Below are 12,002 nucleotides of genomic sequence, written 5' to 3'. Positions count from 1 at the left end.
TTATGTTTACAGTAAGAATATCAAGGTTTTACACAAGGCTTCTCTACAGCTTTGCTAAGTTTAACCAAGGCACCTCCCAATGGCCCTATGAACTAACAAAAGTAAAATGTATAATTATCTATAAAACCCATACTTTTTCTGTAACAAAACCATTAAATTGACTACTAATCAGAAAATCTCTATAAACACCAACTTGACCAAAGATTTAGAACATCAATTTGTTACCGAACTAGAGCGGCATCAGAACATTGTTCATAAGGTATGTACTTTATATACCAATGACCGAGATTCTCATAATGATCTTTTTCAGGAAATCACCATTCAATTATGGAAGGCCTACCCCAAATTTAGAGGCGACTCCAAATTTAGTACTTGGATGTACCGCGTGGCTCTAAATACGGCGATAACCCTATATAGAAAATCTAAGAAGAGTGTCCCTACCCAAGATTATGAGTCGGTTATTTTTAAGATTACGGCAGACCAATATGATGATGCTCAAGAACAACAATTAAAGCTACTATACAATGCTCTAAAGCAATTGGGAGATATAGACAAAGCTTTAGTTTTTCTGTATTTAGAAGACAAGAATTATTCGGAAATAGCAGAAACTTTAGGAATTACCGAAGTAAATGCCCGTGTAAAAATGAATAGAATTAAACATAAATTAAGAACAATTCTTAATCCTTAAGAAACCATGGACGAGCTGGAGTTATTAAAAAAGGATTGGCAAAAAAAGGGGGAGCAACTCCCCAAGTTAAGCTATAAGGAAATTTATACGATGTTATGGAAAAGATCTTCCTCTATTGTTAAATGGATATTTTACATCAGTATAATTGAGTTTTTAGTACCGCACTTAATATATTTTTTACCCGCTATGTCTAAAAGCTTGGCGGTGTGGAAGGATTTGGGCCTAGGTAACTATTTGGTATTTTCCACGGTACTACAATACACCATAGTTCTCTATTTTATATTCCAATTCTACAAACGCTACAAGGAAATTTCTGCATTGGACGACGCCAAACAACTGATGAAGAATATTTTAAAAACAAGAAAGACTGTAAAGTACTATGTCATCTTTTGTCTGTCTCTAATTTTAATATCCTTTTTAGTAATGGCTGGGGGCATTTATTTAAATGAAGACCCAATGTCTGTTTTAGGAAACAGCTACGCTATAGAGCAGTTAAACCCCGAAAAACTAAAGGTTTCCTTATCCATATCTATAGTTATCTTGGGCTTTGTAGTTACCCTAGTCATGGGTTTTATCTACTTCTTACTCTACGGCATTCTATTAAAAAAGCTCCTTAAGAATTTTAAGGAGCTTCAAGATATCGATGTTTAGGCTCTAAACCTACGTTGTTTATTTTCCTCTTCCAGGGCCATTAAATCTGCCTTGGAAATCACCTTTAAAAAGGAAGGGTGTTGTTCTATGGCATATTCCAATTTTTCTAAGATTGAATCAAAAGATTCATTATCATAGTCAATATTCAAGGGCTCTTTAATTACCATAGATTGCAAAATCCCTTTCTTTTTTATGCGAAGTCCTTTTTTGTCAAAAGAACGTCTGAAACCATCGATTACAACAGGCACCACCACTGGTCTATATTTCTTTATTATATGCGAGGTTCCTTTTCTTAAGGGTTTCCATGGCGTAGTGGTTCCCTGAGGAAAGGTAATTACCCATCCATCATTTAAGGCGGTACCGATATTAGTAATATCGCTCATTTTCACTTGACGCTTTACTTCCTTGCCTTCCGCTCTCCACGTACGCTCTACACTTACCGATCCTGCATAGGCCATAATTTTAGTCAACAGACTTTTCTTCATGGTTTCGGCCGCTGCTACGTAGTACATATTTAGCTTGGGCTGCCATATATAGCCGAGATTTTTCAAAGAATCTTCCCGTCCACTTAAACTGGCATTAAATACGTGAAACATAGCCACTACGTCGGCAAAATAGGTTTGGTGGTTACTGACGAACAACACATTTTCTGAAGGCAGATTTCTAATTATATCCGACCCTTCAATTTCTAAGGTATTAAATCCTCGGTATCTTTTATGTGTTAAAAGGGCAAGAATACGTATAAGCCATTTTTTAATAAACAAATTATGTCCGAAAGGGTTTTTCTTAAATAAGCCCATATGTTTTTTTAGGTTTAAGGCCAAAATTACAAAATAAGTATCTTAGACACCGCTTGGAAATTTACAAAATGTTCTTATAGGCATAAGCTAGTATAATTTTACTGTATTATCAGAACTATACACACCATACAATTCACTATTTATATTTTATAACACCTGTTTTAATAATTCTTTAATTTCGCTAAGCATCATAGCTGTTGCTCCCCATACGGTATACCCCATAAAATTAAATGCGGGAACGGGAATATTCTGAGCATAGGAAGTAGTAATTCTCCTTTGCACCACCTTACTATCATCCATAAAATCTGTCACAGACACTTCTACCAAGGCAGCCACTTCCTCGGCCTGCAACAAAAAAGGCTGTTCCTTTCTATACAAACCTAGGAAGGGTTGTACCTCAAAATTACTAGGTGGAATATAAATTTCGGATAATGATTTAATAACCTTTATTCTTTCTGGCACCGCCCCTACTTCTTCTTGAGTTTCCCTTAATGCTGTAGCCAATAAGTTGGCATCGCCCTTTTCCAATTTACCTCCGGGAAGGGCAATTTGAGCGCTATGTACCCCCTTATAGGTGTTTCTAAGAATTAGCAAAAGATTAGCCTCGTGCTTTAGGCTGGGATAAAACAAGGCCATAACCGCGGCCTGTTTGGGGTTTTTCTTTATGAATGCTTCCGATTCCAATTCCCTAATTCTCATTAAAGGGGTCATTTTATAATGCGAAGCCCTTCCAGGAAGCGGTAGATTTTCTATTTTTGAAATTCTATCTGAAAAGTCATCAAAATTCACACTGTTATTTTTTTTGTAATTTTCAGCAAATTAAGTAAAAACAAGCAACCAAATGCTTGAAACTATCATTTAACGCCAAAAAATAAGCTATAAAAAAGGAAGTTCCAGGATATGTTCTTCCTTACAAATTATTAATTTAACTTGAATGACACTGACAAGAATTGCCCTTTCCTTATTATTTATCTTTAGCCTCTTGCTACTAAGCTGTAAAGAGTCATCGGCTACAAAAACAACAAATATTACCGAGACCAAAGTTAAAGCCGACACCTTAAGTAAACCCGACTCCCTGCCTCCCCCTGTGGTCGAGGAAGAAGAACCTTTTAAGCTTACCGAGGAAAATGCGATAGAATTTTTCTTTAATTACAGCAAAACCTTGAAGGAAGACAAGGTGAAGTTAACTACTAGCTTTGGATCTATTGTGATACAATTATTCGACAATGTTCCCTATCACAAGGCCAATTTTATATACCTCACCAAACAGGGGTATTTTAACAACACTTATTTTCACAGGGTCGTAAAAAACTTCATCATCCAAGGTGGCAATGCCGATAATTTGGAAACAGCCAAAAAAAGAGGAGAAATAGGACGTTACCTTTTACCTCCCGATGCCAAAAAAGGACATAAACACCATAGGGGCACCATATCAATGCCTAGCAGTGAAGTAAACAATCCACATAAACTTGCCTCGCCTTACGAGTTTTTTATCGTGGTTACCAAACCCGGCTCCTACCATCTCGATGGCAGTTATACTCCCTTTGGAAAAGTAATAGAAGGCATGGATGTGGTAGACGAGATAAACCGACAGCCGGTCGACAATGGTGATTGGCCCTCAAAAAACATTTATATCTTAAAGGCCGAGGTTATAAAATAACCGTGGTACATATCCCTTAGAAAGAGTTTCTAATGAGGAAAGCAAGGTAGGTTTACTTCCCTGAGAATAGGCAATGCTCTTACTTTTTCTTAGCGATTCGATAAATATTGGGTAGCGCAATGTTAAATTTTACCGCCAGCAATCGTATGCCGATTACTATGCAAATGGCCATAATATTCGCATAAGTAACCTCAATAGGAAATTGAATAATTAAGAAGTAACTAAATCCACCAATAATACAAGCTGTTGCGTAAATTTCCTTTCTAAAGATAACTGGAATTTCGTTGCAAAGAATATCCCTGGTAACACCACCAAAACAAGCGGTCATAGTTCCCAAGGCTACACACATCACTGGCACCAGTCCAACATTTAGCCCTTTTTCTATCCCTACCAACGTATAGAGGCCTATACCTATGGTATCGAACAAAAACAGTGATGTTCTTACATATTTTAATTTATCCCTAAATATAATAGCGAAAATTACAGTCACCGTAATGACGATAATATAAACCATCTCCTTTAACCAAAATACGGGCGTAGCTCCTAACAGCACATCTCTTAGTGTACCGCCACCCACTGAAGTGACGAATGCAATGATAAAAACGCCAAAAGGATCGAGTTTTTTTTCCATGGCCACCAAAACCCCTGAAATAGAAAAGGCTATAATTCCTAATACATCAATAAAAAAATAAAACATAGGTTATAGCTTTTGAGTGAAATAGTTATAATCTTTTAAAACAGTATCTATATAGGGGATGTCGTATAAATCGGAATTTGTATTCAAAATACTCTCTACTTTGTTCCTTAAGATATTTAGCGTTTTATGATCGCCACTTTTTTTCGCAATATAAAGGGTTTCTTTTATTAATCTAACATCTTTATCGGATAGTACGATAACATTTGCAAACTGAGGGACATAGGTTTCTTCTATTTCTTCCAAGATGGTATGGGAAACCTTTGTGTGGTTTTTAGTACTGATAACCACTGTTCCGGCCGCAGCATCACCCAAGCGTTGTTTTTTATCGGAAAATAAAATGGTCAACAATCCTACAGACCCAAAAAACAACCAAATATCGACTAACCTCAGCATCCAACGGACCAATAAATTGGACCAATGAACCGGGGTTCCGTCTAAGCGTACCACTCGCATTTTTAATAACATTTTCCCTATAGTTCGGCCATTGAATAAACTATGCATTACTAGACTATAGAACATGGCGGGCAAAAAAATCAAACTCACCAAACCAATTTGGGTCCAGTTATCTTCAAAGACATATCCTATCCCCTTTCCGATAAATTGCACCAATACCGCATACAGATAAAGCACAAAACCATCTATTAAAAAGGCGATAATACGCTCTCCAACCCCAACTATTTTATAATCCAGGGGAACATTTTGTGTGGTATTGATTTGAAGGTTGGACATATTAGTGCTATTTTTATTTTTTAAAGGACAATCCCACTATGCGTGAAGCTGCTTTTGTAAAGCAAAATAAGGAAAAATGGATAGCATTTGAAAAGGCTATTCACTTTAATACCAAAATTGATCCAGACCAGCTTGCCAGCGGCTACATCCAACTTACCAATGACTTAGCCTACGCACAGACCTATTACCCAGAAAGCAAGACCCTATTATATTTAAATTCTTTGGCCTCTCAAGCCCATCAGAGGATTTATAAAAACAAAAAAGAAAGTCGTCATAGGATCCTGGATTTTTGGACAACGGAATTCCCCTTGTTTTTTCGGCAATATCATAAAACATTAGGATTCGCCTTTTTAATTTTTGCTGTAGCTACCGCGATCGGCAGTTTATCTGTTTTGAATGATGACAGTTTTGTGAGGTTAATTTTGGGTGATGCCTATGTAAATGAGACCTTGAACAATATTGCCAAAGGCGATCCTACGGCCATTTATAAGGGAGGGAGTGAAATTGGTTCTTTTTTGGGAATCACAATAAACAATATCAGAGTAGCCTTCCTAGCCTTTTCTTTTGGGGTCATAACCAGTCTTGGCACCGCCTATATTTTATTTAGTAATGGTGTCATGTTGGGGTCCTTTATTACTTTTTTCTATACCCAAGATGTTTTTTTACAGGCCAATAAGCAAATATGGTTACATGGAACCATCGAAATATCGGTTATTATCATAGCGGGTTGTGCTGGCCTTATTATGGGAAATAGCATCTTATTCCCAAAAACATATTCTAGGCGAATTTCCTTTATGAAAGGTGCCAAGGACGGACTAAAAGTAGTCGTCAGCACCATTCCATTTTTTATCATAGCAGGGTTTATTGAAGGTTTTATTACCCGCTACTCACATATGCCTTCTTGGTTGGCATTTTTAATCATTGGCAGTTCCCTAGTATTCGTTATTTTTTATTACATTTTATATCCAATCCTATTACAGCAAAAACATGACCAAAGACCAGCCTAAAAAGTTTATAGAACTTAGAATAGATCGTGATTTTGGAGAAATCATCTCGCTCTATTTCGAGTTTTTTAAGCAAAATCTCAAAAAATTCACCAATATATTTTTGAGCTATAACGGTATTTTTTTAATAGGCCTTTTACTCGTGAGCTACCTGTTAGTCTCGGGAGTTATTGGAATTATTACTTCCAACGATAATTCCCTCCTATCCTCGTTTGGCAATAGCGAGGCCGCATATTCGCTTTATTTTATCGTTGGCGGCCTGTTGTTTTTTGTCATCTTTATAATGGTAGCCGTATTAAATTATAGTTTAAGCACTGCCTATATGATCAAATATGAAGAACAAAAAGGGCAAGATTTTAAAAAAGGAGATGTTTGGGATACCGTAAAAAACAAGCTAGGAAAAATTATCTCCTTTATTTTAACATTGATGTTGCTCTTTTTTGGATTTATGATTCTAATCATATTTTTGACCTTCATCCCCATTATAGGCATGTTTTTTCAATATATCGCCCAATACTTTTTAATGGCATGGGTTGGAGTTTCCTTTTTTGTGATGCTCAAAGAAGACAAAAATGTAGTGGATGCCCTTGGAGAAGGGTGGAATTTGATTACCCAAAACTTCTGGAAGGCTATTGGTGTAAATTTCATCCTTGGATTGCTCATCACCATTTTATTTATGATCATCCTAATGATTCCTAGTGTAATCGTAGGAGTGTACACCTTTCATGTGATTCAAAATGAGGTTGAGCTTAGTTCTCTTGTCCCTACCATCCTCTACACCTTGGGTACTTGTTTCTTTTTAATTATTACTGTTTATGTACAATGTCTGTCACAATTTGTGAATGGATTACTTTATTTCTCTTTACACGAAAAGACATATAATATAAATACCAGAAACAAAATAGATCAAATCGGAAACACAGACCAGTGATAAAATATATCCACGCCTTTTTTTGCTTTTGCATTTATTTCTTTGGGTACTCCCAACAGAATACGGACACTATTGCCTTGGCAGAAGATCTTCATTCGCCTATACAAATACGGTCTTTTGGAGATGATTTCAATGAAAAATATTCGGGGAATGCCTTTGAATACGACAGTAAGGAAGGAGTTTCCGAAAATTTCTTAATGAGGGCACTTCAATGGATTAGCACTACAATGGAGAACTTTTTTGGCATAACACTCCCTGCCAATGTACTCATCTTATTAGAAATCATCATTTACTTATTTTTAGGGCTATTGGCCATTTATTTGGTCATTAGATTCTTGATTAGGGAAAACCTAAGATCTCTATTTAACAAAAAAACGACACCGATCATAGACCTTAACCTTTCCGAGGAAGAATTGGAAAATTTAGACTTGGATCTGCTCATAGGAGAGGCCTTGGGTCAGAAAAACTACCGACTCGCCATCCGTTACCATCATTTGAAGTCTCTAAAAAACTTATCGCAAAAAGACGTTATAGCCTGGCATGCCGATAAAACTAACCTAGAATACCAACAAGAAATTAAAAGTCCCCAATTACAATTGATCTTTAAGGAGATATCCTATCTCTACGATTATATCTGGTATGGAGAACAGCAGATAGATGCCATTAATTATGAGGCCGCGAGTCTAAAATTTATGAGTTTTAATAAAATTGTAAACAATCGTGGATAAGCGTTCTAAAATAATAATAGGTATTTTTTTTGCGGTTCTCCTAGCGATTATCGCTATAGAAATAAGCCGTCCTAGACCTATTGATTGGAAGCCTTCCTATTCTGCCATGGACAAAATACCTTTTGGCGGCTATGTTCTTTTTAAGGAATTATCACAATTATTCCCCAACGAAGCGATTACCCTTGTCGAAGAAAGCATCTATCCGATATTACGGAAAAGGGACTCATCAACAATGTCCAATTATATCGTCATCAACGATGTAGTGGTGTTCGACAAGCAGGAAGCAAAGCAGTTATTACACTATGTACATCAAGGAAACGACGCTTTTATAGCTGCCACAAGTTTTGATTCCTACTTGTCTGATACGCTGAAAATAAAGGTAAAAACGTCTTATTCAGTTCTAGAAGACACGGTATTATTAAGCCATACCAACCCTGCCTTTCCTACTAAAAAGCATTTGTATTCTAAGGGGCTAAACCATACCTACTTTACGGCTGTAGACAGTTTAAAAACCAGTATCCTAGGCTATATTGAGCCTAAGAAAAAAGCCTCTTCGCTACTAGATGATGTTTCAAACGGTTTGAAAACAAAAAGTCCAAATTTTATTAGGGTGCCATATGGCCAGGGCAACTTTTACCTCTGCACTGCCCCCCAGGCATTTACCAATTATTATATGCTTAGGGGAAATGAAGATTATGTTTCCTTTAGCCTCTCTTACTTAAAAAACAACCCTATCTATTGGGACAATTATAAAAAAGCAGGCCGTAAAATTATAGACTCTCCCTTGCGCTTTATTTTGAGTCAATCTGCATTAAAATGGGGATATTATACAAGTATTATAGGAATACTGTTATTTGTTATTTTTAGGGCTAAGCGAGAACAACGCATTATTCCGGTAATAGAGCCATTAGAAAACTCTTCTATAGAATTTGCAAAAACCATCGGCTCCCTATATTTTGAACACAAAGATTACAGCGACTTGATCGCTAAGAAAATCAATTACTTTTTAGCATATCTCCGTACCCATTATTACATTAACACGGACGACCTATCGGATAAAACTGCCAAAGAATTATCGGCAAAATCAGGCAAACCCCTAAAAGAAACAAAGGAAGTCCTAGAGTTTTTAAAGCAACTAAAACTGAAAACCAAGCATAGCGAAGAAGATCTAATTGCTTTGCATAAAAAAACAAGCACTTTTAAGAAATAACCTATGGAAGAAGCACAACAGCAACAAGATAAAAATTCACTAGAGTTTAAAAGCAGAATTGATCTCAGTCATTTGCAAACCTCGGTAGAAAAGATAAAGTCGGAGTTAGGCAAGGTTATTATTGGACAGCAAGACATGATCGAATTCTTGATTATTTCTATTCTTGCCAATGGACACTCTTTAATTGAAGGTGTTCCGGGCGTTGCAAAAACCGAAACGGCAAAACTATTGGCCAAAACCATGAATGTAGCCTTTAGCCGTATACAGTTTACCCCAGATTTGATGCCCAGTGATATTTTGGGCACTTCTGTTTTTAATGTAAAGACCTCGGAGTTCGAGTTTAAAAAGGGCCCTTTGTTTTCTAATATTATTTTAATCGATGAGATAAACCGTGCCCCGGCAAAGACTCAAGCTGCCCTTTTCGAAGCTATGGCCGAACGCCAAATTACCATTGATAGCAATACCTATACCATGAAGTTGCCTTTTCTGGTATTTGCTACCCAAAATCCTATTGAGCAGGAAGGCACCTATCGTTTGCCAGAAGCACAATTAGATCGTTTCCTTTTTAAAATAAAGGTCAACTATCCTTCCCTGGAAGAAGAGATCCAAATCTTGGAAAGCAAGCACCATCAAAAGAACCAGCACAGTGGAAGCCTTATTTCGTCAATTCTCTCGGCCGAAGCGATTGAAAATTACCAAGCCACCATACATAAGATTGTTCTAGAGAACAATCTTATGCGGTATATTGCAGGTATTGTCAACAATACTAGGACCAATGCCAACTTATATTTAGGAGCTTCCCCTAGAGCTTCTATAGCCATTATGGACGCTTCAAAAGCAATGGCCGCCATCAACGGACGCGATTTTGTTACACCAGATGATATAAAAAAAGTAGCAGTCCCGATTCTTGGGCATCGTATTTTGTTGACACCAGAACGAGAAATGGAAGGTTTTACTACGGACAAGGTGGTAAAACAAATTTTAGAAACCATAGAAGTCCCTAGATAGTCTCCGCAGTAACAATATAGATAACGTTTTCCGCCATACCTCGGCAAAAAAACCTTTGCTTATACGCTGCCTTAATTATACAATTTATGAACAACCTCCAATACCATTGTCTTAAGAATGAAACAGCTCTTTAAAAACCTCTATTTAGAAGGTCGATGTTTTTTGGTATTGACTGGCCTTGTCCTTGGCTTTTTGACCTCCTATCTGATACCGGATGTTTTTGGAGCTATAAAGCTACTGTGTTATGTATTCCTAGTATTCCTACTTACAGATATTCTATTGCTTTTTGGCTCTAAAGGAGGTGTTGATGCTAGCCGATTAGTGCCCGAAAAATTGTCTAACGGTGATGAAAACGAAGTTAAAGTATCACTTTCCAATTCATTTCTTTTTACGGCTGAAATAAAAGTCTTGGATGAAATTCCCCATCAGTTTCAAAAACGTGATTTTAAAATAAAAACAAGCCTTAAAAAGGGCGAACATAAAACATTCACCTACTCTCTACGTCCTACGGAAAGAGGTGTATACACCTTCGGTTTCCTAAATGTCTTTGCGAAATCGCCTATTGGATTGGTTTCTAAAAAATTTCCTTTTAACAAGGAACAACAACTAGCTGTTTACCCCTCTTTTTTACAATTGCGCAAATATGGATTATTGGCATTTTCGAACCGCCTTTTTGAGCACGGCTTAAAAAAAATAAGACGTATAGGCCATACGATGGAATTTGAGCATATTAAAGATTATGTCCAGGGCGATGACATACGAAACATCAATTGGAAGGCGACCGCCAAAAAAGGTCAGTTGATGGTGAACCAATATCAGGACGAAAAATCGCAGCCCATTTATTCGGTTATCGACAAGGGTCGGATTATGAAGATGCCTTTTGAGGGGCTAAGCTTATTGGACTATGCCATAAACGCCACCTTAGTTATCTCTAATATTGCCCTAAAAAAGCAAGATAAAGCCGGTATGTTTGCCTTTAGCTATACCATAGAAAATGTAGTGGTAGCCGAAAGACGCAGTTCGCAAATGAATCTTATTCTAGAGACCTTGTACAATTTAAAAACCAACTTTGTCGAGAGCGATTACGGTAGACTATACGCCCAAATTAAGCGACGTCTTACTCACCGAAGTTTATTACTCCTCTATACAAATTTTGAAACCTTGGACGCCTTACAAAGGCAGCTCCCTTATTTGCAAGGGATTTCAAAACAACATTTATTGGTGGTTATTTTTTTCGAAAACTCGGCCCTGACAGCTTTTATGAATGAAAAAGCACAAACTACCCATCAAATATTTGAAAAAACGATCGCTGAAAAATTCGTTTATGAAAAGAAATTGATCGTAAACGAATTGCGGAAACACGGGATACAAACCATCCTCACCAAACCCGAAAACCTGACCATCGATACGATTAACAAGTATCTGGAAATAAAAGCAAGAGGATTACTCTAAAAGCATTCCCTACTCTTTAGCGTAAAGCAAGTAGCCTATAGACCAAGAGCAGCTATAATATATAGCCCACCATAGATTTCATAAAAAGGAAAAGTATTCCATTCTACCTACTATACTTGTGTAAGACGGAGTTTTTAGTTTTGGAGACCTGTAATTTTTTGTACATTTATAAGGGAAGATCCTCGCAGATTAAAACAGCAACCTATGAATTCCGATTACAACCATATTTTTTCCGGCAATTTTATTATTGCAAGTCGGATTATAGCAGAATTAAAACTATCCGGGATCAATCCGATAGTAAAAGACGAGTCGGAATCAGGACGGCTGGCCGGCTTTGCTTCTCCAATGCAGGGAGATCTAGAAATTTATGTCCAGCTTACGGAAGCAGACAAAGCCAAGAACCTTGTCCAAAAAATACTAGCCGCTATAGATTCTCAATAATCC

14 protein-coding genes are annotated in these 12,002 nt (G+C 37.0%); 10 read left to right on the top strand and 4 right to left on the bottom strand.

Features of this window, described 5'->3' with window-relative positions:
* Positions 1 to 193 precede the first annotated feature (193 nt).
* Entirely contained in the window at positions 194 to 688 is a 495-nt protein-coding gene (locus HCG49_RS07245) for an RNA polymerase sigma factor (RefSeq protein WP_168468946.1), read from the top strand.
* 6 nt (positions 689 to 694) lie between these two features.
* Positions 695 to 1,339: a hypothetical protein gene (locus HCG49_RS07240; RefSeq protein WP_168468869.1), complete on the top strand. Its 645-nt coding sequence runs from the start codon at positions 695 to 697 to the stop codon at positions 1,337 to 1,339.
* Here the strand turns inward: HCG49_RS07240 and HCG49_RS07235 are convergent.
* Positions 1,336 to 2,139: a lysophospholipid acyltransferase family protein gene (locus tag HCG49_RS07235; RefSeq protein WP_168468868.1), complete on the bottom strand. Its 804-nt coding sequence runs from the start codon at positions 2,137 to 2,139 to the stop codon at positions 1,336 to 1,338. The genes HCG49_RS07240 and HCG49_RS07235 overlap by 4 nt on opposite strands.
* Positions 2,140 to 2,286: 147 nt before the next feature.
* Positions 2,287 to 2,928, bottom strand: a complete 642-nt coding sequence (locus HCG49_RS07230) for an NUDIX hydrolase (RefSeq protein WP_168468867.1) — start codon at positions 2,926 to 2,928, stop codon at positions 2,287 to 2,289.
* 145 nt (positions 2,929 to 3,073) lie between these two features.
* Between HCG49_RS07230 and HCG49_RS07225 the strand changes: the two genes are divergently transcribed.
* Complete coding sequence (locus HCG49_RS07225) at positions 3,074 to 3,799, top strand: peptidylprolyl isomerase (protein WP_168468866.1); 726 nt, start codon at positions 3,074 to 3,076, stop codon at positions 3,797 to 3,799.
* 79 nt (positions 3,800 to 3,878) lie between these two features.
* Here HCG49_RS07225 and HCG49_RS07220 read toward each other — a convergent pair whose 3' ends face one another.
* Positions 3,879 to 4,496, bottom strand: a complete 618-nt coding sequence (locus HCG49_RS07220) for a trimeric intracellular cation channel family protein (RefSeq protein WP_168468865.1) — start codon at positions 4,494 to 4,496, stop codon at positions 3,879 to 3,881.
* A gap of 3 nt (positions 4,497 to 4,499) precedes the next feature.
* A complete protein-coding gene (locus HCG49_RS07215) occupies positions 4,500 to 5,225 on the bottom strand; it encodes an RDD family protein (protein WP_168468864.1) in 726 nt (241 codons plus the stop codon).
* A 38-nt stretch (positions 5,226 to 5,263) separates the two neighbouring features.
* Between HCG49_RS07215 and HCG49_RS07210 the strand changes: the two genes are divergently transcribed.
* The 7 genes from HCG49_RS07210 (at position 5,264) to HCG49_RS07180 (ending at position 11,999) form a co-directional block, all read left to right on the top strand.
* On the top strand, positions 5,264 to 6,232 hold the full coding sequence (locus HCG49_RS07210) for a stage II sporulation protein M (RefSeq protein WP_168468863.1): 969 nt from the start codon (positions 5,264 to 5,266) through the stop codon (positions 6,230 to 6,232).
* On the top strand, positions 6,213 to 7,160 hold the full coding sequence (locus tag HCG49_RS07205; protein ID WP_168468862.1) for a hypothetical protein: 948 nt from the start codon (positions 6,213 to 6,215) through the stop codon (positions 7,158 to 7,160). Before HCG49_RS07210 ends, HCG49_RS07205 begins: the two co-directional genes overlap by 20 nt.
* Entirely contained in the window at positions 7,157 to 7,888 is a 732-nt protein-coding gene (locus HCG49_RS07200) for a hypothetical protein (protein ID WP_168468861.1), read from the top strand. The genes HCG49_RS07205 and HCG49_RS07200 overlap by 4 nt, the downstream gene beginning before the upstream one ends.
* On the top strand, positions 7,881 to 9,098 hold the full coding sequence (locus tag HCG49_RS07195) for a DUF4350 domain-containing protein (RefSeq protein WP_168468860.1): 1,218 nt from the start codon (positions 7,881 to 7,883) through the stop codon (positions 9,096 to 9,098). Before HCG49_RS07200 ends, HCG49_RS07195 begins: the two co-directional genes overlap by 8 nt.
* Positions 9,099 to 9,101: 3 nt before the next feature.
* Positions 9,102 to 10,106 carry an AAA family ATPase gene (locus HCG49_RS07190; protein ID WP_168468859.1) on the top strand — a complete coding sequence of 335 codons (1,005 nt, stop codon included), beginning with the start codon at positions 9,102 to 9,104 and terminating at the stop codon, positions 10,104 to 10,106.
* Between the two features lie 117 nt (positions 10,107 to 10,223).
* The gene (locus tag HCG49_RS07185; protein WP_168468858.1) at positions 10,224 to 11,558 is read left to right on the top strand and encodes a DUF58 domain-containing protein; all 1,335 of its coding nucleotides are present in this window, start codon (positions 10,224 to 10,226) and stop codon (positions 11,556 to 11,558) included.
* A 204-nt stretch (positions 11,559 to 11,762) separates the two neighbouring features.
* Positions 11,763 to 11,999: a DUF2007 domain-containing protein gene (locus tag HCG49_RS07180; protein WP_168468857.1), complete on the top strand. Its 237-nt coding sequence runs from the start codon at positions 11,763 to 11,765 to the stop codon at positions 11,997 to 11,999.
* The last annotated feature ends 3 nt before the right edge of the window (positions 12,000 to 12,002 follow it).

The sequence above is a fragment of the Arenibacter sp. 6A1 genome (genome assembly GCF_012272855.1).
In the GTDB taxonomy this organism is placed as follows: domain Bacteria; phylum Bacteroidota; class Bacteroidia; order Flavobacteriales; family Flavobacteriaceae; genus Arenibacter.
The sequence above is the reverse complement of the archived record's forward strand: the minus strand, read 5'-3'. Positions and strand labels throughout refer to the sequence as shown.

Coding starts and splice junctions, on each gene's coding strand:
- HCG49_RS07180 (WP_168468857.1), top strand. CDS start 11,763: ATGAATTCCGATTACAACCATATTTTTTCCGGCAATTTTATTATTGCA.
- HCG49_RS07215 (WP_168468864.1), bottom strand. CDS start 5,225: ATGTCCAACCTTCAAATCAATACCACACAAAATGTTCCCCTGGATTAT.
- HCG49_RS07225 (WP_168468866.1), top strand. CDS start 3,074: ATGACACTGACAAGAATTGCCCTTTCCTTATTATTTATCTTTAGCCTC.
- HCG49_RS07185 (WP_168468858.1), top strand. CDS start 10,224: ATGAAACAGCTCTTTAAAAACCTCTATTTAGAAGGTCGATGTTTTTTG.
- HCG49_RS07220 (WP_168468865.1), bottom strand. CDS start 4,496: ATGTTTTATTTTTTTATTGATGTATTAGGAATTATAGCCTTTTCTATT.
- HCG49_RS07190 (WP_168468859.1), top strand. CDS start 9,102: ATGGAAGAAGCACAACAGCAACAAGATAAAAATTCACTAGAGTTTAAA.
- HCG49_RS07240 (WP_168468869.1), top strand. CDS start 695: ATGGACGAGCTGGAGTTATTAAAAAAGGATTGGCAAAAAAAGGGGGAG.
- HCG49_RS07210 (WP_168468863.1), top strand. CDS start 5,264: ATGCGTGAAGCTGCTTTTGTAAAGCAAAATAAGGAAAAATGGATAGCA.
- HCG49_RS07235 (WP_168468868.1), bottom strand. CDS start 2,139: ATGGGCTTATTTAAGAAAAACCCTTTCGGACATAATTTGTTTATTAAA.
- HCG49_RS07205 (WP_168468862.1), top strand. CDS start 6,213: ATGACCAAAGACCAGCCTAAAAAGTTTATAGAACTTAGAATAGATCGT.